The organism is Chryseobacterium sp. KCF3-3 (assembly GCF_045865955.1).
Taxonomy (GTDB): Bacteria; Bacteroidota; Bacteroidia; order Flavobacteriales; family Weeksellaceae; genus Chryseobacterium.
In genome coordinates this window covers 4,847,666-4,868,005 of sequence record NZ_AP035792.1, presented here as the reverse complement: position 1 = coordinate 4,868,005, position 20,340 = coordinate 4,847,666, and the positions used below count along the sequence as shown (strand labels likewise).

Annotated in this window: 22 protein-coding genes; 21 read left to right on the top strand and 1 reads right to left on the bottom strand. The window is 35.1% G+C overall.

The genetic code is table 11. The features are described 5' to 3' along the window. Positions 1-208 precede the first annotated feature (208 nt). From ACKTTZ_RS21705 to ACKTTZ_RS21695, 3 genes are all read left to right on the top strand, one after another. Entirely contained in the window at positions 209-865 is a 657-nt protein-coding gene (locus ACKTTZ_RS21705; RefSeq protein ID WP_034695435.1) for an outer membrane beta-barrel protein, read from the top strand. 75 nt (positions 866-940) lie between these two features. Beyond that, positions 941-1,603, top strand: a complete 663-nt coding sequence (locus ACKTTZ_RS21700; RefSeq protein ID WP_034695432.1) for an outer membrane beta-barrel protein — start codon at positions 941-943, stop codon at positions 1,601-1,603. A gap of 75 nt (positions 1,604-1,678) precedes the next feature. Continuing rightward, complete coding sequence (locus ACKTTZ_RS21695; RefSeq protein WP_407846599.1) at positions 1,679-2,341, top strand: porin family protein; 663 nt, start codon at positions 1,679-1,681, stop codon at positions 2,339-2,341. A 389-nt stretch (positions 2,342-2,730) separates the two neighbouring features. Here ACKTTZ_RS21695 and ffh read toward each other — a convergent pair whose 3' ends face one another. Then, positions 2,731-4,092, bottom strand: a complete 1,362-nt coding sequence (gene ffh / locus ACKTTZ_RS21690; RefSeq protein WP_407846598.1) for a signal recognition particle protein — start codon at positions 4,090-4,092, stop codon at positions 2,731-2,733. A 178-nt stretch (positions 4,093-4,270) separates the two neighbouring features. Between ffh and ACKTTZ_RS21685 the strand changes: the two genes are divergently transcribed. The 18 genes from ACKTTZ_RS21685 (at position 4,271) to ACKTTZ_RS21600 (ending at position 20,297) form a co-directional block, all read left to right on the top strand. Next, a complete protein-coding gene (locus ACKTTZ_RS21685; RefSeq protein ID WP_034695426.1) occupies positions 4,271-4,642 on the top strand; it encodes a hypothetical protein in 372 nt (123 codons plus the stop codon). Positions 4,643-4,701: 59 nt separating this feature from the next. Then, complete coding sequence (gene atpB / locus ACKTTZ_RS21680) at positions 4,702-5,799, top strand: F0F1 ATP synthase subunit A (protein WP_047429822.1); 1,098 nt, start codon at positions 4,702-4,704, stop codon at positions 5,797-5,799. A 49-nt stretch (positions 5,800-5,848) separates the two neighbouring features. Beyond that, positions 5,849-6,043: an ATP synthase F0 subunit C gene (gene atpE, locus ACKTTZ_RS21675; RefSeq protein WP_002979108.1), complete on the top strand. Its 195-nt coding sequence runs from the start codon at positions 5,849-5,851 to the stop codon at positions 6,041-6,043. A gap of 83 nt (positions 6,044-6,126) precedes the next feature. Continuing rightward, positions 6,127-6,624, top strand: coding sequence for a F0F1 ATP synthase subunit B (locus tag ACKTTZ_RS21670; RefSeq protein ID WP_034695422.1), 498 nt, complete (start codon positions 6,127-6,129; stop codon positions 6,622-6,624). A 2-nt stretch (positions 6,625-6,626) separates the two neighbouring features. Continuing rightward, positions 6,627-7,166 carry an ATP synthase F1 subunit delta gene (atpH, locus tag ACKTTZ_RS21665; protein WP_034695420.1) on the top strand — a complete coding sequence of 180 codons (540 nt, stop codon included), beginning with the start codon at positions 6,627-6,629 and terminating at the stop codon, positions 7,164-7,166. 16 nt (positions 7,167-7,182) lie between these two features. Further along, positions 7,183-8,760: a F0F1 ATP synthase subunit alpha gene (gene atpA, locus ACKTTZ_RS21660; protein ID WP_034695418.1), complete on the top strand. Its 1,578-nt coding sequence runs from the start codon at positions 7,183-7,185 to the stop codon at positions 8,758-8,760. A 76-nt stretch (positions 8,761-8,836) separates the two neighbouring features. Next, positions 8,837-9,700 (top strand): ATP synthase F1 subunit gamma, encoded by an 864-nt coding sequence (gene atpG, locus ACKTTZ_RS21655; protein WP_034695417.1) that lies wholly within the window; start codon positions 8,837-8,839, stop codon positions 9,698-9,700. A 270-nt stretch (positions 9,701-9,970) separates the two neighbouring features. Beyond that, positions 9,971-11,329 (top strand): hemolysin family protein, encoded by a 1,359-nt coding sequence (locus ACKTTZ_RS21650; protein WP_034695416.1) that lies wholly within the window; start codon positions 9,971-9,973, stop codon positions 11,327-11,329. 10 nt (positions 11,330-11,339) lie between these two features. Continuing rightward, on the top strand, positions 11,340-11,645 hold the full coding sequence (locus tag ACKTTZ_RS21645; RefSeq protein WP_099049883.1) for an ATP-dependent Clp protease adaptor ClpS: 306 nt from the start codon (positions 11,340-11,342) through the stop codon (positions 11,643-11,645). A gap of 210 nt (positions 11,646-11,855) precedes the next feature. Next, on the top strand, positions 11,856-12,470 hold the full coding sequence (udk, locus tag ACKTTZ_RS21640; RefSeq protein ID WP_034697618.1) for a uridine kinase: 615 nt from the start codon (positions 11,856-11,858) through the stop codon (positions 12,468-12,470). A 3-nt stretch (positions 12,471-12,473) separates the two neighbouring features. Then, positions 12,474-12,830 (top strand): septum formation initiator family protein, encoded by a 357-nt coding sequence (locus ACKTTZ_RS21635; RefSeq protein WP_034697620.1) that lies wholly within the window; start codon positions 12,474-12,476, stop codon positions 12,828-12,830. Between the two features lie 98 nt (positions 12,831-12,928). Continuing rightward, positions 12,929-14,092, top strand: a complete 1,164-nt coding sequence (locus ACKTTZ_RS21630) for a methylmalonyl-CoA mutase family protein (protein ID WP_407846597.1) — start codon at positions 12,929-12,931, stop codon at positions 14,090-14,092. A gap of 75 nt (positions 14,093-14,167) precedes the next feature. Next, positions 14,168-14,551 (top strand): GxxExxY protein, encoded by a 384-nt coding sequence (locus tag ACKTTZ_RS21625; RefSeq protein ID WP_034697623.1) that lies wholly within the window; start codon positions 14,168-14,170, stop codon positions 14,549-14,551. Between the two features lie 395 nt (positions 14,552-14,946). Beyond that, complete coding sequence (locus ACKTTZ_RS21620) at positions 14,947-16,092, top strand: class I SAM-dependent methyltransferase (protein WP_407846596.1); 1,146 nt, start codon at positions 14,947-14,949, stop codon at positions 16,090-16,092. 139 nt (positions 16,093-16,231) lie between these two features. Then, entirely contained in the window at positions 16,232-16,504 is a 273-nt protein-coding gene (locus tag ACKTTZ_RS21615) for a hypothetical protein (RefSeq protein ID WP_034697625.1), read from the top strand. Positions 16,505-16,662: 158 nt separating this feature from the next. After that, on the top strand, positions 16,663-18,042 hold the full coding sequence (locus tag ACKTTZ_RS21610) for a dipeptidase (RefSeq protein ID WP_034697626.1): 1,380 nt from the start codon (positions 16,663-16,665) through the stop codon (positions 18,040-18,042). Between the two features lie 200 nt (positions 18,043-18,242). Continuing rightward, the gene (locus tag ACKTTZ_RS21605; protein WP_407846595.1) at positions 18,243-19,163 is read left to right on the top strand and encodes a T9SS type A sorting domain-containing protein; all 921 of its coding nucleotides are present in this window, start codon (positions 18,243-18,245) and stop codon (positions 19,161-19,163) included. Between the two features lie 210 nt (positions 19,164-19,373). Further along, the gene (locus tag ACKTTZ_RS21600) at positions 19,374-20,297 is read left to right on the top strand and encodes a T9SS type A sorting domain-containing protein (RefSeq protein WP_407846594.1); all 924 of its coding nucleotides are present in this window, start codon (positions 19,374-19,376) and stop codon (positions 20,295-20,297) included. Positions 20,298-20,340 lie beyond the last annotated feature (43 nt).

Genomic DNA, 20,340 nt, shown 5'->3' with positions numbered 1-20,340 from the left:
ATTTAAAAAGTTAAATATATTTGTCTCTTGTTGAAAAAAAGTGATTTTTTTATTCATAATATTGTGAAAAACTTAATAAGTTCTCTTAACTAGGATTTATTTTTATAAAACTCTAAATTTTAACAATGATATTAATCACATTAACAAATTTTAATATTAGTGGGGACCACTGTAAATTTGCCCTCAGAAAGTATTAAAATTTTTTAAAATGAAAAAAATATTATTAGCGGGTGCTGTTGCACTTTTCGGTTTATCAAACGCTCAGATTGCTAAAGGAACTACATATTTATCAGGATCTGTTGGTTATTCTCAAGTAGAAACTAACAATGGAAACCTTAAAAAAGAAAACTTCAACGTATTACCTACAGTTGGATATTTCGTTAACACTAACTTAGCAATCGGATTAGGTGTAGGATACCAAACTGAAAAAACTACAGCTACTACGACTACTACTATCGGAAACGCTACAACTGTAAGCGAAAACGTAATTAAGCAACCAGCTTTCGTTGTTGCTCCATTCGTAAGAAAATACTGGACTTTATCTGAGAAGTTATACATCTTCGGACAGTTAGCAGTACCAATGCAGTTTGGAAAAACTGAAACTGAAAACAGCTCTGTAACTACAGCTGGAAACACTACAATTTCTAACTCTACTTCTACTGAAGCTAAATACACTCAAATCGGTGTAACTGTTAAACCAGGTTTAGATTATTTCTTAAACAAAAACTGGTCTATCGAAGCTACTATCGGTGAGTTCGGTTATAGCAACTACAAGCCAAAAGATGGTGATGCTACAAACAACTACAACTTCGGATTGAATTTATCTTCTGTAACTTTCGGAGTTAAATATGTATTTGCAAAATAATAAACAAAGCATATAGCAAGAAAGCCCTGAGAAACTCTTAGGGCTTTTTTTCTATATAAAACTAATATAATAATCATGAAAAAAATCGTATTGATGGGCGCTGTGGCGCTTTTCGGTTTGTCAAATGCACAGATTGCAAAAGGAACTTCTTATCTTTCAGGTCAGGTAGGATATTATCACAGTGAAAAGGACGAATTCAACACTCAAAGAAAGGATGATGTGATCAGAATCCTTCCTACAGCAGGGTATTTCGTTACTAATAATCTGGCTGTGGGACTTGGTATAGGCTATAAAAGTGCTGTTACAAAATACAAATTGGGCAATCCTGCCATCAGTAATGTATTTGAAGTTAAATATACAGATAATGCTTTTGTGGTAGCTCCATTCGTGAGAAAATACTGGACTTTATCTGATAAATTATACATCTTCGGACAGTTACAGGTTCCATTGGAGTTTGGTAAGGAAAAAATGAATGCAAACAGTAATATTAACGATGCGGATCCTTTGCTTACAGCTGCCTTGAATAAAGAAAATAACTATACTAATATTGGGGTGAATATCAAGCCAGGTCTGGACTATTTCCTGACTAAGAACTGGTCAATTGAAGCTACAATAGGAGAATTCGGGTACAATACTTACAAAAGAGATATTGACGGGGCAAAAAGAACTGATGATTACAAATTTGGGATCAGTTTAACTTCCGTGACTTTTGGAGTTAAATATGTATTTGCAAAATAAAGGATAAAATAGATATATTAGCCCTGAGATACCTATCTTAGGGCTTCTTTAATATAAAACTAATTAATAATAATCATGAAAAAAATCTTATTAGCATCAGCGATTGCTTTATTTGCAGGTTTAAATGCGCAGACTACATTCGGGGTAAAGGCTGGTTATGCCTTATCAAAACTGAATTCCAATGAAAATGATTTTGAAATGGGAGGAATAGAAGGAGGTTTTAAATCCAAATCAGGCTTTTATATCGGAGGTTTGGTTGAGCATAAATTCAACAACAAATTTGCCATTCAGGGAGAGGTAGAATATGCTAACCTTGGAGGAAAAGCAGAGGTTTCAATGCCTGGTATTACCGTTACTGAAAAGATGAATCTTAACAGAATCGTAATTCCTGTATCCGCAAGATATTATGCAACTCCTGAATTGGGTATTTATGCAGGTCCATACGTAAGTTTTAAGACCAATAATAAAGTGAAATTCGAAATGAGCGGCCCAAATGCAGGTATGGCAGATCCTTCGGGGATCAGAGAAGGTGAGCGTTATGTAGAAAGATTCCTGAATGATAGTTTAAAATCTACAGATTTTGGTTTGTTCCTGGGAGCTGATTATAATCTATACAAAGGGTTATTCGTGGATGCCCGTTACAGTTTTGGTCTTACCAATATGATTAAAAATCCTGTAGATGGAGAAAAACTGAAAATGAATTTCTTCCAGTTAGGAATGGGGTACAAGTTTAAATAAGTTCATATTCAAGAAATAGAATTTAGGAGAGTTTGAGAGTCATATAAATGTCTTGAATCAACTTTAGATCTGACACTTTATATAAAACCATTCTTGTTCGATAAAATTTAAATAGAATTAACAGGTCGCTCCTCCAGAGCTTTATTTTACGGCGATCTCATTTTTTCTACTAACAGTTGATCCCGATGGGATCAAATCCAGCTCCAATAGGAGCTGACTGTTAATAGGACGTATTTATTTTAAAATTAGAGCTCCGGAGGAGCGACCTGTTAATTCATGCCGTAAATATTGATATTTCCAATGTATTTATACTTTTTATCGGACAGTAATAATACAAGAGGCTGCCCAAACTTTTTGGGCAGCCTCTTGTATAAATGATTTTGTCTTTCTTATTTTCCGAACATTCCACCCATTCCAGGCATATTTGGCATTTTGCTCATCATCTGCATCATTTGCTTTCCTTGAGGTCCTTGCATCATCTTCATCATTTTACCCATTTGATCGAACTGTTTCATCAATTGATTCACGTCTTCGATTTTTCTTCCTGCACCTTTAGCAATTCTACCTTTTCTCTGTGTATTGATGATAGAAGGTCTTCTTCTTTCTTCAGGAGTCATAGAGTAAATAATAGCTTCAATATGCTTAAACGCATCATCACTGATTTCTACGTCTTTAATCGCTTTTCCAACTCCAGGAATCATTCCCATCAAATCCTTCATGTTACCCATCTTCTTGATTTGATTGATCTGCTTAAGGAAATCGTCAAAACCGAATTCGTTTTTAGCAATTTTTTTGTGAAGTTTTTTAGCTTCTTCTTCGTCAAACTGCTCCTGAGCTCTTTCTACTAAGGAAACAACGTCTCCCATTCCCAGGATTCTGTCTGCCATCCTTTCCGGGTAGAAAAGATCTAAAGCTTCCATTTTTTCTCCTGTAGAGATAAATTTGATTGGCTTTTCAACAACAGAACGGATTGTCAGTGCAGCACCACCTCTTGTATCACCATCTAATTTCGTTAAAACAACTCCGTCAAAGTTCAAAGCATCGTTGAATGCTTTTGCTGTATTCACAGCATCCTGACCCGTCATAGAGTCTACTACGAATAGCGTTTCATTAGGTTTAATGAAGTAATGAACAGATTTAATCTCGTTCATCATCTGCTCATCAATAGCCAAACGACCTGCCGTATCCACAATCACCACATCATGACCGTTTGATTTTGCAAAGTTGATTGCGTTTTCAGCAATGGTAGAAGGATTTGTAGAACCTTCTTCTGTGAAAACAGGAACATTAATCTGTCCTCCTAATACCTTCAACTGGTCAATTGCTGCAGGACGGTAAACGTCACATGCTACCAATAAAGGTTTTTTATTTCTTTTTGTCTGTAAATAATTAGCAAGCTTTCCTGAGAAAGTCGTCTTACCAGATCCCTGAAGACCTGCAATAAGGATTATAGTTGGTTTTCCCGAAAGATTAATTCCTTCCTGAGAACCTCCCATCAGGTCTACCAATTCATCATGAACAATTTTCGTCATCAACTGTCCCGGCGTAAGGGAAGTAAGAACGTTTTCTCCTAATGCTTTATCCTGAACTCTTTTTGTAAGATCTTTGGCAACTTTATAGTTAACGTCGGCATCCACCAATGCTCTACGGATCTCCTTTACGGTTTCCGCAACATTGATTTCGGTAATTTTTCCTCTACCGGAAATATTGTGTAATGCCTTGTCTAATTTATCCTGTAAACTATTAAACATATTTATTGTAAATTATAGGTTTGCAAAAATAAGGAATTTTTAGCATATCTAAAGTTTTTCAAGGGGTAATATTATATATATATACGTAATATTATTATAGACAAGAAAAATGATAAATATCAAATCATGGTATAATCCGATAGAAAAAGTCTATTTTTGCGATCAATTAAAATATAGAATGAAAATCAATCCCAATATTCTTGTTGTCATTTTATTCTTTCTGACTTTCCTGGTGCATTTTTCCCTTTGGAAATTTGTTTTTCACCTGGATGAAATTGTGATCATTAAATTTTACCTTTTTCTAAGTGTCATGTTTATGATGATGATCACTCTTATTATCTTAATCAATAGAGTAGCACCGGAATTTTTAGGATTGTCTGTTATTGGTTTGATCCTTTTAAAATTTGGTTTGATGTACTTAATCAGAAAAAAACTGAACTTTGAAGTGATTCCTGGCTATAAATTTCATTTTATTATGCCCTATTTTGTCCTGACAGCCCTGCTTACATACTATGCCATCAAGCTGATTAATCATGATAAAAAACAGTAAAATAATTTATTGAAACTAGAAAAAATATCATATTTTTGCACAACGAAAAAAACCTATCAATGTTTAAGAAATTCGCAGTTTTATTCTACAGTATTTTTGTATTAAACTTAGTGTCTGCACAGCACGGTGAGGCTACTGCTGGCGCAGCTCCTGCTCAAGAGCTTTCAGAGAAAGACAAAGTAAGCAAAGAAAACAAAGAGTTCATCGATCATCACTTATTAGATGCACATGATTTCACATTGATGGTTGATAAAGAAGGTCACCACATCGGTTTCCCTCTTCCTGTTATTATCTATGATAACGGTTTCCACTCTTTCATGAGTAACAAAGAAGGGTTCATGCACGGAGAGCCTACTGAAGTAGACGGTTCTTTTTATGTATTGCACCATGAGAAAATCTACAAGACTGATGCAGCTGGAACTTTAACACTTGGTGAAGACGGTCATCCAACTAACGTGAAGCCTTTAGATCTTTCTATTACAAAAAGTGTATTGATCATTTTATTAGTGTCAATCTTTATGTTTGTATTATTTGTTGGAATGGCTAAATCTTATAAGAAGTCAGCAATTCCTACAGGTGTAGCAAGATTCTTAGAGCCACTAATCATCTTTGTAAGAGACGAAGTTGCTATTCCTAATATCGGACACAAGTATAAGAGATTCATGGGTTATTTATTAACCGTGTTCTTCTTTATTCTTTTCCTTAACGTTCTTGGATTAATGCCTTTCGGAATCAATGTTACAGGTAATATTACAATGACATTCTTCCTGGCTATCCTTACGTATTTGATTACAACATTCTCAGCGAACAAAGATTACTGGAAGCACATCTTCTGGATGCCAGGAGTACCGGTTCCAATGAAACTGATCATGCTTCCTATCGAATTATTAGGAACAATCACTAAGCCATTCGCATTGATGATCCGACTTTTTGCAAACATGACTGCAGGACACATCGTAGTAATGAGTTTGATCGGATTGATCTATGTATTCAAGAATTTCATCGCAGGTGTTGCATTCCCATTCTTAACATTAGTAATTTATTTACTGGAAGTATTGGTAGCATTCCTACAGGCTTATATCTTTACAATGTTATCAGCACTGTTTATCGGAATGGCAGTAGAAGAGCACGAGCACGAACATCATGCAGCTCACTAATTGTGAAATTATAAATTAAAGTAAAACAAATTTTTTAAAATTATATATTATGGAAATCCCTAAAATTGTAGGTGCTGGTATCGTAGTACTAGGTGTAGGTATCGGTCTTGGTAAAATCGGAGCTGCTGCTCTTGAAGCTATCGCTAGACAACCTGAGCAATCTGGAAAAATCCAAACAGCTATGCTTATCGCAGCTGCACTTGTAGAAGGTGTTGCGTTTGCTGCTCTATTCGCAGTAAACTAATTAAATTCAAACCATTATCTGTGACGGTTGGTTACAGGTAATGGTTCTTTAAAAAAAGTAATAATTATTTATACATTTATATAATGGAATTAATTCATCAGTTTTCATCAGGGTTATTTATTATCCAGTCTGTAATTTTTCTAGCATTATTATTTTTGTTAGGTAAATTCGCTTGGAAACCTATTTTAACGTCTATCAATGACAGAGAAACATCTATTGTTGACGCTCTTAATCAAGCTAAATTAGCTAGAAAAGAAATGGAAACTTTAAAAGAGGATAACGAAAGAATCATTCGTGAAGCTAAAATCGAAAGAGATGCTATCCTTAAAGAAGCCAGAGAAATTAAAGACAGAATCGTAGGAGAAGCTAAAGATGTTGCTAAAGCTGAAGGAGACAAAATGATCGAAGCTGCTAAACAGACTATCAATGCTGAGAAAAATGCTGCAATGGCAGACATCAAAACTCAAATTGGTACTTTATCTGTAAACATTGCCGAGTCTATCTTGAAGCAAAAGCTAGACAACAGCGAAGCTCAAAACGAATTAGTTCAAAATTATTTAAACAAATCAAACCTTAACTAAGAATGCTTACATCTAAAGTAGCTAAAAGATACGCACAAGGTTTACTTGACTTCACCAACGAATCAGGTCAAACGGCTACTGTATTTTCTGAAATGAAAGATGTAGTAAAGATCATGAAAGAGTCTGCGGACTTAAATAAATTTTTCATGACTCCTTACATCGATTCTAAAAAGAAAATAGAAGTAGCAAACGAAATTTTCAAAGGTTTATCTGTCTCTTCTCAGAACCTGATCAGATTGGTTATTAAGCACGGACGTGAAAACCAATTGAAAAATATCGCTCAGGAATTCATCAATAAAGTTGAAGACCTTAGTGGTGTACAGAGAGTAACACTTACAACAGCAACTCCGCTTTCAAAAGAAAACCTTGATCAGATTTTAAGATCCACCAATCTTGTAAATGCTGATTCAAACTTTGATCTGAAAGTAAATGTGAAGCCTGAAATTCTTGGAGGATATGTTCTAAGAGTAGGTGACCAGCAGGTAGATGCGTCTGTGAAGACAAAATTGAACCAAGTTAAAAAAGATTTCCAATTAAATTAAGAAAAACAACCATACAATGGCAGAAATAAATCCGGCAGAAGTATCTGCGATCTTAAAACAGCAATTGGCCAACTTCGATACTCAATCAAACGTTGAGGAAGTAGGTACAGTTTTAACCATCGGTGATGGTATTGCTCGTGTATACGGGTTAGAAAACGTACAATACGGAGAGTTGGTGAAATTTTCTAGTGATGTAGAAGGTATTGTACTTAACCTTGAAGAAGACAACGTGGGTGTTGCTCTACTTGGTGAAAGTAAATTAGTAAAAGAAGGTGATACAGTAAGAAGAACAAACAGAATCTCTTCTATCAAAGTAGGAGAAGGTATGTTAGGAAGAGTAGTAGATACTCTTGGTAACCCAATCGATGGTAAAGGTCCTATTACTGGGGATTTATACGAAATGCCATTGGAAAGAAAGGCTCCTGGAGTTATCTTCAGACAGCCGGTAACTGAGCCTTTACAGTCTGGTATCGTGGCAATTGATGCGATGATCCCTGTAGGAAGAGGTCAGAGAGAGCTTATCATTGGTGACAGACAAACAGGTAAAACTACTGTTGCTATCGATACGATCATCAACCAAAAAGAATTCTTTGATGCTGGTAAACCAGTATATTGTATATATGTTGCTATCGGTCAGAAAGCTTCTACTGTAGCACAAATCGTTAAAACTCTTTCTGATAAAGGAGCTTTAGCTTATACGGTAATCGTTGCAGCTAACGCATCAGATCCAGTTCCAATGCAGGTATATTCTGCAATGGCAGGAGCTTCTATCGGTGAGTTCTTCAGAGACACTGGTAGACCAGCACTTATCGTTTATGATGATTTATCTAAACAAGCTGTTGCTTACCGTGAGCTTTCTCTACTATTGAGAAGACCACCGGGCCGTGAAGCTTATCCTGGAGACGTTTTCTACCTTCACTCAAGACTATTGGAAAGAGCTGCAAAAGTAATCGCTGATGACGAAATTGCTAAGCAAATGAACGATTTGCCAGAGTCTCTTAAGCCAATCGTAAAAGGTGGTGGTTCATTAACTGCCCTTCCAATTATCGAAACTCAGGCTGGTGACGTTTCAGCATATATCCCTACAAACGTAATCTCTATTACAGACGGACAGATCTTCTTGGAGTCTGATCTATTCAACTCAGGGGTTCGTCCTGCAATCAACGTAGGTATCTCTGTATCAAGGGTAGGAGGTAACGCTCAGATCAAATCAATGAAGAAAGTATCTGGTACATTGAAGCTTGACCAGGCTCAATATAAAGAACTAGAAGCGTTTGCTAAATTCGGTTCTGACCTTGACGCTTCTACTTTAGCAGTTATTTCTAAAGGAGAAAGAAACGTAGAAATCCTTAAGCAGCCGGTAAATGCACCACTTCCTGTAGAAAGTCAGGTAGCGATCGTATACGCTGGAACAGAAAACTTAATGAGAAACGTTCCTTTGAACAAGATTAAAGAATTCCAACACGAATATATCGAGTTCCTTAAGTCTAAGCACCCTGATACAATGGCTGCTATTAAGTCTGGAAAAATCGATAACGATATTACAGGTGTTCTTAAGCAGGCAGCTAACGATTTAGCTTCTAAATACAACTAAAAAATTCAATGTTTAAGGTTTGAAATATAGTGTTTTAAACCTTAAACTTTAGACCTTAAACTTTGAACCCAAATTAATGGCAAACTTAAAAGAAATACGAGGCAGAATTACGTCAATTTCATCTACGATGCAGATTACACGTGCTATGAAGATGGTTTCCGCAGCGAAACTTAAAAAAGCACAGGACGCAATCGTAATGTTAAGACCTTATTCTGAAAAATTACAGGAGCTTATCCAGAATGTAAATTCTAGCTCTGATCCTGATCAGATTTCTGTATATGCTCAGAAAAGAGAGGTTAAAAGAGTACTATTCATCGCTGTTACTTCAAACAGAGGTCTTGCGGGAGCTTTTAACTCTTCTATCGTAAAAGAGCTTAACCTTCAGTCTCAGAATAATTCTCAATATGAGATTGAAATTCTACCTGTAGGTAAAAAAGCATTTGATGCTGTAAGAAGAAACCGTACGGTATATGCTAATGGAAGTTCTGTATATGATAATCTGAACTTTGATGCTGTTGCTCATATCACTGAAGGGGTAATGACAAGCTTCAGAGAAGGTAAATTTGACGAAGTTTATGTTATCTATAACAAATTCGTTAATGCTGCTACTCAGGAAGTAACTACAGAAAAACTTCTTCCTATCTCAATGCCGGAAAACACTGAGCCACAGGTTGAAACAGATTATATCTTTGAACCTAACAGAACTGAGATTCTTGATAATTTGATTCCAAAGTCTATCAAAACTCAGGTTTTCAAAGCCATCTTAGATTCAGTAGCATCTGAGCACGGAGCGAGAATGACTGCAATGCACAAAGCAACAGACAACGCTCAAGCTTTAAAGAACGATCTAGTGATCTTCTATAACAAAGCAAGACAGGCTGCAATTACCAACGAAATCCTGGAAATTGTTTCCGGAGCAGAAGCTTTGAAAAATTCGTAAAGAATTATTTTACATACAAATTAAAGCACCGAAATTTTCGGTGCTTTTTGTTTTCATAAGGTTAAAACCGCTTTCTAGTACTCAAAAATCTTTATTTTCCTGAAAAATGAACACGTAGCCCAAATATTTTTTTAATTTAAAATTAGTCGTGTTATATCAAGCCATATTTTCTTAAGAAAATTCCTTCATTGAAATAATCAATCCCGGATTCAGGCAGGTTATTTTTATTTTACATATCTTTGTAGCTAATAAAATTTATACAACCTCTAAATGGACTCGGACATAGTCAGGCTTTTGCTGGCCTTATTTCTTGTTTTACTAAATGGCTTCTTCGTAGCCGCAGAATTTTCAATTGTTAAAGTTCGTTATTCACAAATTCAGTTAAAAGCCGCAGAAGGAAACTCTATGGCTAAGCAGGCAGAACATATCATCAAACATCTTGATGAATATCTTTCCGCTACACAATTAGGAATTACATTGGCATCCCTTGCCCTTGGTTGGGTAGGAGAAAGCGCCCTGCATCATATTGTTGAAAATATTTTTACGTCTTTGAGCATTAATTTGACTCAGACAACCATTACTACCATTTCAGTAGTGACAAGTTTTGTATTGATTACCATCATGCATATTGTATTTGGTGAGCTTATTCCAAAATCAATCGCTATCAGAAAATCTGAGGCAACTACAATGGCAACTGCGGTTCCGTTGAGAGTTTTCTATACGATTTTTAAACCGTTTATCTGGTTGATGAACTCCATGTCAAATGGTTTCTTAAGACTTGTAAAAATTCACCCTGCTTCCGAACAGGAAATTCACTCTACAGAAGAACTTCAGCTTTTGGTAAAACAAAGTGCAGACAGTGGTGAGATTGAAGAAGAAAACTATGAGATCATTAAAAATGCATTTGATTTTACAGATCACTCTGCCAAGCAGATCATGGTTCCAAGACAGAATATTACTTCCATAGACTTTGAGGAAGATGTTAATGATATTATCAACAAGATCATGGATAGCGGTTACTCGCGTATTCCTGTTTATATTGATTCCATTGATAATGTGATCGGAATTTTCTACACAAAAGAAATCATAAGAGAATTTGTGAAGAGAAAAGGAAATCTGGATCATGAAGATCTTAAAGACTTAATGCGTGATGCCTTCTTCGTGGTGGAAAGCAAAAAAGTTTCAGACTTACTGAAGACTTTCCAGCTTAAAAAGCAACATATCGCCATTGTTATTGATGAATTTGGTGGAACTGAAGGTATTATTACATTAGAAGATATTCTCGAAGAGCTTGTAGGAGAAATTCAGGATGAAGAAGATGATGAAGAAAAAATCGTTGATAAAATAGCAGACAATACCTATTGGGTACAGGCCACTCAGCCTTTGGACGAAATCAACGAATTCCTTCCTAAAAAACTTCCTCTTTCCGAAGAAAGCGAGTACAACTCACTAGCAGGATTCATTCTTTATGAACTGGAAGAAATCCCTGAAGAAAACCAGGAGTTTGATCTTGAAGATTATCACTTTAAAATTCTTAAAATGAACAACAAGAGTGTTGAACTTGTGGAACTAATTTATCAGGAACCTAATGCTATAGATCATCTGGCAGACAAAATAGGAGAAGTTTAAAAACATGAGAATGAATTTTTATAACAGCATAAAAGATTACGAGAATCCGAAACGTCAGTACGAAGAAGAAGTTCTCGTTTTAGATGATACGGATGAAGTTTATAAACTGGTATTGCATAACGATGATATTCATACATTTGATTACGTCATAGACTGTCTGATCGAAATTTGTAAGCATACCCTGGAACAAGCTGAGCAATGCACAATTCTGGTTCATTACAAAGGCAAGTGTACCGTAAAAACAGGCTCAATGGATGTTTTGAAGCCTATGCATGAAAAATTAATTTCGCGTGAATTAACAAGCGAAATCGTATAAAAATAAAATCCGACAAATTAATTGTCGGATTTTTTTATTAAATCAAGAGAGTAAATTTGAGTAATAACAATAAATCATAAAGACTGGCAGCTTTCCCGAAAATATTTTAATTTTTAAATGCTTTAATCTTTTAATTTCTCAATACACTTACATTGCCATATTTTATCTAAAATAGTATATTTGTACCAACTATAAAGAAACAAAAAAACAATGCTTGTAATAGGAATTGCCGGTGGTACAGGATCCGGCAAAACTACAGTTGTTGATAAGATACTTCAGCAGCTTGATATTGAGGGAATGAATATCCTCTCTCAGGATAATTATTATCACGACAACCAGGGTCTTACACTGACGGAAAGAGAAGCTCTAAACTACGACCATCCGAAATCCATAGACTTTGACTTACTGATAAAACATGTAAAAGCTTTAAAAAACAATGAGTCTATTGAACAGCCGATTTATAGCTTTGTTACCCATTCCCGAACAGGAGATCATGTCACTGTAGAACCTAAAAACGTATTGGTGGTAGAAGGAATTCTTGTTTTAACCAACAAAGAATTGCTGAAAGAATTTGATTTGAAAGTATTTGTTCATGCAGATTCTGACGAAAGGCTTATCAGGAGGATCAGAAGAGATACTCAGGAAAGAGGAAGAGATCTGAGCGAAGTATTACACCGTTATCAGACCACATTGAAACCAATGCACCAGGAATTCATTGAGCCGTCTAAAAATGATGCGGATCTTATTATCCCCAATATGAAGCAGAATTCCGTAGCGATTGATTTTTTAACTACCGTTATTAAAAATTCGTTGAAAAAACATTAAAAAATGGAAGAAAACAACCTTATCAAAGACATTCAGCCGAAATCTGAAACATTCAAACTTATCCAGAAATATGTTTTGAATAAGTATACCATTACGATCTGTCTGTTTTTGGTATGGATGATTTTTTTCGATAAAACCTCATTTCTTGTTATTAATGAACTGAATGGTGAGATTCATAAATATGAAGATCAGCTGGATTATTATAAAAAAGAATACGAGAAAAATGATGCTTTTTATAAAAAACTGATGAATAACAAGTCAGAAAAAGAAAAGTACGCAAGAGAAAATTATTTTATGAAAAAACCGAATGAAGAGATCTTTATTCTGGTAGTAGACAGCACAAAAGTGGCTAAAAAGTAATAAAAGTTGAATAGAATGACGTTAATGATGAAATGAATTTTTAAAATTCACTTGCGAAGCAGAATTCACCATTGACCATTCACAAATAAAAAAAACTAATGTCAAATACAGATATACTTTCAAACTGGGAAAATCTAGTCAAAAAACAGCTTAAAACAGAAGATATTTACCCTGTTTTAGAGAAACAAAATCTGGAAGGAATAGAGGTGAAGCCTTTTTATACAGAGGTTCAGAAACCTTTGGTAAACCTGCCAAGAGTTGAAGAAAGCACCCATTTGGTAGCTAGATACCATGAAAGTCTGGAAGAAGAAGTATTTGCATTTATGCTGGATCAGAATGTAGAAAACCTTGATCAGAAAACTCTTTTTGTGAATAATAAAGATCTTGCGGGACACATCAGTCCTAAAGAAGAAGATCAATATTTTTCATTAATTGATGTCTTTAATGAAAAAGAAGGAACTATTGATGATCAGCTGGTAAAAGAATTGCTGTCTAAAGATTTTAAAAGAAATATCTGTGTAGATATTTCACTCCATCAGAATGCTGGAGCTGCTATCTATCAACAGCTTGGAATTGCTCTTGCAAAAACTAAGGAATTGGTGGAAGCTTATGGTGCTGAAGTTTTAAGTAAACTGATCTTCAGAATAGCTGTAGGAGGAAGTTATTTCTTTGAAATGGCCAAACTGAGAGCTTTTAAAATTGTTTTTAATCAGCTTTCCAAAGAATACGGACTGGACGAAGTTCCTTACATCTTTGCCGAAACTTCACTGCGAAATAAAGCGGTTGCTGACAACGAAAATAACCTTATCCGTTCTACACTGGAGCTAGCTTCTGCCATGATTGGTGGGGCAGATGCCGTTTTCTCTAACAATTATCTTGTTGACAGAAGTACAGATAACTCGGAAGAGATCTCTTTCAAACAACAGATCGTTCTGGCTTACGAAAGTATTATCAATGTATTTGAAGATGCTTCTAACGGAAGTTACTATGTGGAAGATATTACCCAGCAGTTTGCTGAAAAAGCATGGGATTTATTTGTTGAGATTGAAGAAGCTGGAGGATATTTAGAACTGTTGAAACAAGGGGTTGTTCAGAAAAAAATCTATGCTCATGCTATTGAAGAGCAGCAATGGATTGAAGAAGGGAAAATAAAGCTGATCGGAGTGAATTTATACCCTAAATTAGACGTTAAAAAGTCTATCGGAGATCTTTACAGCGAAAAAGAAATAAAAGCCGTTCGTTGGGCTGAAATGTTTGAATAAGTTGTATTGTTCCCACAGATTTCTCAGATGACACAGATTTTTACAGGTAAACTGTAGAAAATAAATTATACACAAATGAATGAAAATGAGATAAGTTTTTATATCAGAAAATCTATTTTTTCGGTATATAATGAGCTTGGACCAGGTTTATTGGAAAAGGTTTATGAGAAAGTTTTGGCTTATGAACTGGAGAATAATGGATTAAAAGTGAGAACTCAAGTTCCGATGAAGATTAAATTCAGGGATATCACTATTGATTCTAGCTTTGTTGCTGATATAATTGTTGAAGATAAAATTATCATAGAAGTGAAGGCTGTAACGGAAATAGCAAATATTCATCATCAGCAGTTATTAACCTATCTAAAGCTAACAGGATTGAAATTAGGTATTCTGGTTAACTTTAATACTGATTATATTAGCAAAAGTATTTTTCGGAAAATAAGAGGGAATTTAGATTAGCTTTCTAAAGATAACCACAGATGACGCAGATTTTCGCAGATGATTGCGCATATTTTTTAGTTGATAAGAAAAACAGAAATAATTTATATGGTGAAATACAGAAAAAACATAAACATCTGTGAAAATCCGTGTCATCTGTTGTTAAGAATAAATTTCCTGAATTTAAACATTTTGATTATAAAATGTTAGAATAATAAAAAAAGAAATATATCAGCATTTGAATGCAAAAAATAAAACATAAACCTCTGTGAAAATCCGTGTCATCTGTGGTTAAGAATAAATTTCCTGAATTTAAACATTTTGATTATAAAATGTTAGAATAATAAAAAAGAAATATATCAGCATTTGAATGCAAAAAAATAAAACATAAACATCTGTGAAAATCTGCGTCATCTGTGGTTAAATTAATAAACAAAGAAATTCAAAACTATATCAATGCAAATCTGAATACGGATTTACATACATTATTATTGAAAAAATCTCCGTTTCCAGAGGTTTCCATGCATGAAATTGTTCAGCAGATCAAAGGAAAGCTGGTTGCAGAGAGAAAGTTTCCGTTTCTCTTAAAAGAAGGCATTCTTTTCCCGCCACAGCTTAACCTTGAACAGTCTTCTTCAGAAAAAACGGCTCTATATAAATCAGGATTTCTAAAAGGAAATAAATTCATTGACCTGACAAGCGGTTTTGGTATTGATGCCTTTTATCTGTCTCAAAATTTTGATAATATCACTTTAGTAGAACAGAATACTGAACTTTTAAAGATTGTTGAAAATAACTGGGGTATTTTAGGTCGCAAAGCGAAATTTATCAATCTTAAGCTTGAAGATTTTCTGAATGAAAATCAGGAACATTTTGATGTTATTTATCTTGATCCGGCCAGAAGAGACGAGCAAAAAAACAAAGTTTTTCTTTTGGAAGATCTGTCTCCTGATATTCTTGAGATTCAGGAAAAGCTACGCTCTATCTCCAATCAGGTAGTGATTAAACTTTCTCCGTTGATTGATCTTAAATACCTTGTTTCAGTATTGCCGGGTATTTCCAGGATTGATATTATCGCTCTGAAAAATGATGTGAAAGAAGTTGTCGTATTTCTTTCCAACGAAAATACGGATAAAATCATCAGTAATTGTGTGAACCTTGAAAGCAAAGAATCTGTCTTTAGCTTTACATTTGGGGAAGAAGAAACTGCCCAATCCGAATATTCTGAACCTGAAAGATACATTTACATCCCCAATCATTCCATTTTGAAGGCTGGAGTCTTTAATTTGATATCCCAGAAATTTGGATTAAAAAAGCTTCACCCCAATAGCCATCTTTATACTTCCCGCGAAAGGATTGAAGACTTCCCCGGAAGAATTTTAGAAATGGAAACTGTTGATTCTAAAAGTATTAAAAAGAAAGGTCAGTTTAATATTATTACAAAAAACTACCCTCTAAAACCTGAAGAAATCAAAAAGAAATATGGTTTAAAGGACGGAGGAGACCAGTATCTTATTTTTACCCAATCCAAAAAAGGGAAAATAATATTAAAATCAGTATAAAAATGTTGCCGAAAAAAGCAGGATTTCTTACTTTTGGGCAATCAAAAATTTAAGCATGAGATCGCTTGCTATCTGGAAGGTCATAATAGACTAAAATAGTGCGGTTTCATATTACCTTTTAAAAAAAATAATTTTACATATGAAAAAATTAGTTATATGTTTAGCGATTGCAACGGTAGCGGTAAGCTGTAAGAAAGTTCCACAAGGAGGAAACAGAGGTACTTTGAAACTTGAAGAAGGAGTAGAAAGATATTCTGACGACCCTCAGGGAGAAGCTCACGGACATGCAGCTGGAGCTGCAGAGCATAAAGAAGAGGCTCATGCAAAACCAGAAGCTGCTGCTCCAAAAACAGACAGTACTGCGGCTGCAAAACCTGCTGAAGCTGATAAAGCGCCAAAAGCTGAACACTAATTAGAAGTACAAAATATATAAGTGCCCTGTTTCTGCAGGGCATTTTTTTATTAAAAAAGAGGGCTATAAGGTTCATTAACACGAGGTTGGTAAAATCCTCCCTTTTTGTTTGTTCCTGCCGGGCATTTTTTTTAATTTTAACAAAATAAATTTTTACAATGCAAGAGACATTAAATTACATTAACGAAAACAAACAGCGTTTCGTGGATGAATTATTTGAGTTATTGAGAATACCTTCTATTTCTGCAGATCCGGCGTATAAAGATGACGTTTTGAAATGTGCAGATGTAGTGGCAGCACACCTTAAAAATGCAGGCGCTGATAATGTGGAAGTTTGCAACACAAAAGGATATCCAATTGTTTTCGGGGAAAAGATTTTAGATAAAAATTTACCTACAGTTTTGGTATACGGACACTATGATGTTCAGCCGGCGGATCCATTGGAATTATGGACAAAGCCACCTTTTGAGCCTTATATTGAAAAAACTGAATTACACCCTGAAGGAGCTATCTTCGCAAGAGGTTCTGCTGATGATAAAGGACAGTTTTTCATGCATTTGAAAGCTTTTGAAGCGATGATGAAGACCAATACTCTTCCTTGCAACGTTAAATTTATCTTAGAAGGAGAAGAAGAAGTAGGATCTGTAAGCTTAGGAGACTGGGTAAATGAAAATAAAGAGAAATTAGCTTGCGACTGTATCTTAATTTCTGATACTCACATTTATAGTAATGAACAACCTACTGTAACAACAGGTTTAAGAGGTTTAAGTTATGTAGAAGTAGAAGTGGAAGGTCCAAACAGAGACCTGCACTCAGGTCTTTACGGTGGAGCAGTTCCGAACCCTATTCACGTTCTTTCAAGAATGATCGCCAATCTGATTGATGAAAACGGTCATATCACCATTGACGGATTCTATGACAATGTAGAAACTGTTTCAGATGCTGAAAGAGCTGAAATGAACAAATTGAAAGACAATCCGGAAGAATTCAAGAAATCAATCGGATTAAGCAATATCGAAGGGGAAAAAGGATATACAACTTTAGAAAGAACTTCTATTCGTCCTACTTTAGACTGCAACGGAATCTGGGGCGGTTATACAGGAGAAGGAGCGAAAACAGTAATTCCTTCAAAAGCTTTTGCTAAAATTTCAATGCGTTTGGTACCTTATCAGACTCCTCAGGAAATTACGGAGAAGTTCACGAAATATTTTGAAAAGATTGCTCCCGATACGGTAAAAATTAAAGTAACCCCTCACCACGGAGGTATGCCTTACGTTTTGCCAACGGATACAAAAGAATTTGCTGCGGCAAAACAAGCAATGGAATCAGCATTCGGGAAAGAAGTTCTTCCGTACAGAGGTGGAGGAAGTATCCCGATTACAGCAATGTTTGAGCAGGTTTTAGGAGCTAAGTCTGTATTAATGGGCTTTGGGTTGGATTCTGATGCGATCCACTCTCCAAACGAACATTACGGGCTCTTCAATTTCTACAAAGGGATTGAAAGTATTCCGTTATTCTTTGAGAATTATTCAAAATAATGAATCGAAAATAAGATATGATAAGGTGTTTCTGCAAAGAAATGCCTTATTTTTTTGCTCTTTTATCAATTATTAGCGAAGTCTTTTCAAGGTTTTGAAAATTAAATTCACTGAAAATAAATAGGTTAATTTTTTATTTGCAATAAGTTATTTCACCATTCGTTGAAAGTTTATATTTTTAATACAAAACTTGATTTACCATGAAAAAATACTACTCAATTGCATTTTTACTATCATCACTATGTATTTTTGCTCAACAAGCCATATCCTTTGAGCCTATTGAGGGATTCAACGTGGGAGATGTCAATGGACAGGCTGGCTGGATCAGTACACCTACAGGAGGTGTACCGGAAAATGTTATCCATCAGATCATCAGTTTAGATAAAGCCAGTGATGGAAGCCGTTCCCTGAGAATTGTCAAAGAAAATACGTATGGAACGCAGGCTGAGCCAATCATCGGAGGTTTTTATAACCTGCCGGCTCCTCTTGCTTACAATAATTTTTCTGTATCATTCGATATCAATATGTCACAGCTCAACGGTTCTGATTTTGGTTTTCAGGCTGTAAACAATATTGATGACCAGTTTGTCGTAAGATTGGATTTTGGAAAAACCGGGTCGATAAAGATCCTGGATATGTTATCTGGCATACAGAATCTTATTTCTACACCTTCCGCCTGGCTGTCGAATACCTGGTATCGGTTAAAAGTAGTAGGAAGCGCCACAGATGTACGGTATTACCTTAATGATTTGCTGATCTATACAGGTACAGCAGCAAGTTCATTGAATATAAACCAGCTTCGTTTTGTTCATAATAATTCGCTGGGATCAGCTTATATTGATCATATTAAAATTAATAGCGAATTGGGAACAATGGGTGTTCAGGATTCCAATGCAAATACTAAAAAAATATCTCTTTATCCTAATCCTGCAACTGATTTTATCAATATTAATGCTGCTGCCAAAGTAAAAAATATAGAAATCTATGACGAAACAGGTAAGCTGATAAAGACTGAAATAAACCATAATAAAATAGAGATAAAAGGCTTACCCAAAGGAATATATATGGTCAATATAAAAACTGAAGAAAGAAATTTTACTGAAAAAGTGATCATCAGATAAATTATTTCGTACCTCTGAAAACATGTGTTCTTTTTAGTGTTTTGGTGTATTTGTGGATGATTTTTCGGAATTGCTGTATCTTCTTGGATTTAATATCTTTATTGTTTTTAGTTAAAAATATTATGTTAATTTGTTAAAATGCGTAAAATATTCATATGTTTTGCTTTTTAGCTTTAAAACGTATATATTTGCTCAAAACTAAAAAATATCATGAAGAAACTTTACATTTTCGCAATTTCGTTGATTTCAATCTCATCTTTTGCTCAGCAAACTATTTCTTTTGAAGCTGGTGAAGGGTATACAGCAGGAAACATTAATGGGCAGCAGGGCTGGGTTACGACTAATAATGGAGCAACACCGCCGGTATATCTGACAAGTCAATTGGTATCCGGTGAAATGGCAAGCCAGGGGTCAAACAGTTTTAAAATAACAACAGATGCTCCTTATGGGCCACAGCAGAGTCCTGTAATGGGAGGTTTTTATACCTTTACGACGCCATTAACGTATAATAGCTTTACACAGTCATTTGATGTAAGACTGACTCAAAAAAGTACATCAAGTTCAGATTTTGTTTTTAGAACAGTAAGTACAACAGGAGCAGGAGGAATCGTTACATATATTGACTTCTCTTATGATGGAAGCATTCTGATTGCAACAGCAGGTTCAAATAATTTAGTCAATACCAATCAAACCTGGAATGCCAATACCTGGTACAGAGTAAAATTAGTTTCTACGGCTACAGGAATCCAATATTACCTGAATGATGCTCTAATTTATACAGGACAACCATTCAGTAACAATAATATTAACAGAATGGATTTTGTACATGATAACTATGGAGGTTCTGCCTATATCGATAATATCAAAATTAATAATGAAGCAGCCTTGTCTACAAAAGACGCGGTTAAAAATGACGTAAAACTGTCTATCTATCCAAACCCGGCTACTGATGTTATAAAAATCACAACGCCTAACAAAATCAAACATGTTGAAGCATATGATATGTCTGGAAAGAAAGTGGATGTAACGTTAAACGGAGATCAGGTAAATGTTAGAAACCTGTCTGCCGGAGCGTATTTACTGAATGTAGAAACAGAAGGAAGAAACTTCACAGAGAAGTTCATCAAAAAATAATTACTGATAAATCTTAGTATCAGCAAAACGCTCCAATTGGAGC

Coding starts and splice junctions, on each gene's coding strand:
- ACKTTZ_RS21630 (WP_407846597.1), top strand. CDS start 12,929: ATGTCAAATACAGATATACTTTCAAACTGGGAAAATCTAGTCAAAAAA.
- ACKTTZ_RS21705 (WP_034695435.1), top strand. CDS start 209: ATGAAAAAAATATTATTAGCGGGTGCTGTTGCACTTTTCGGTTTATCA.
- atpE (WP_002979108.1), top strand. CDS start 5,849: ATGGAAATCCCTAAAATTGTAGGTGCTGGTATCGTAGTACTAGGTGTA.
- ACKTTZ_RS21600 (WP_407846594.1), top strand. CDS start 19,374: ATGAAGAAACTTTACATTTTCGCAATTTCGTTGATTTCAATCTCATCT.
- ACKTTZ_RS21650 (WP_034695416.1), top strand. CDS start 9,971: ATGGACTCGGACATAGTCAGGCTTTTGCTGGCCTTATTTCTTGTTTTA.
- ACKTTZ_RS21700 (WP_034695432.1), top strand. CDS start 941: ATGAAAAAAATCGTATTGATGGGCGCTGTGGCGCTTTTCGGTTTGTCA.
- atpB (WP_047429822.1), top strand. CDS start 4,702: ATGTTTAAGAAATTCGCAGTTTTATTCTACAGTATTTTTGTATTAAAC.
- ACKTTZ_RS21615 (WP_034697625.1), top strand. CDS start 16,232: ATGAAAAAATTAGTTATATGTTTAGCGATTGCAACGGTAGCGGTAAGC.
- ACKTTZ_RS21645 (WP_099049883.1), top strand. CDS start 11,340: ATGAATTTTTATAACAGCATAAAAGATTACGAGAATCCGAAACGTCAG.
- udk (WP_034697618.1), top strand. CDS start 11,856: ATGCTTGTAATAGGAATTGCCGGTGGTACAGGATCCGGCAAAACTACA.
- atpH (WP_034695420.1), top strand. CDS start 6,627: ATGCTTACATCTAAAGTAGCTAAAAGATACGCACAAGGTTTACTTGAC.
- ACKTTZ_RS21670 (WP_034695422.1), top strand. CDS start 6,127: ATGGAATTAATTCATCAGTTTTCATCAGGGTTATTTATTATCCAGTCT.
- atpG (WP_034695417.1), top strand. CDS start 8,837: ATGGCAAACTTAAAAGAAATACGAGGCAGAATTACGTCAATTTCATCT.
- ACKTTZ_RS21610 (WP_034697626.1), top strand. CDS start 16,663: ATGCAAGAGACATTAAATTACATTAACGAAAACAAACAGCGTTTCGTG.
- ACKTTZ_RS21695 (WP_407846599.1), top strand. CDS start 1,679: ATGAAAAAAATCTTATTAGCATCAGCGATTGCTTTATTTGCAGGTTTA.
- ACKTTZ_RS21605 (WP_407846595.1), top strand. CDS start 18,243: ATGAAAAAATACTACTCAATTGCATTTTTACTATCATCACTATGTATT.
- ffh (WP_407846598.1), bottom strand. CDS start 4,092: ATGTTTAATAGTTTACAGGATAAATTAGACAAGGCATTACACAATATT.
- atpA (WP_034695418.1), top strand. CDS start 7,183: ATGGCAGAAATAAATCCGGCAGAAGTATCTGCGATCTTAAAACAGCAA.
- ACKTTZ_RS21685 (WP_034695426.1), top strand. CDS start 4,271: ATGAAAATCAATCCCAATATTCTTGTTGTCATTTTATTCTTTCTGACT.
- ACKTTZ_RS21635 (WP_034697620.1), top strand. CDS start 12,474: ATGGAAGAAAACAACCTTATCAAAGACATTCAGCCGAAATCTGAAACA.
- ACKTTZ_RS21625 (WP_034697623.1), top strand. CDS start 14,168: ATGAATGAAAATGAGATAAGTTTTTATATCAGAAAATCTATTTTTTCG.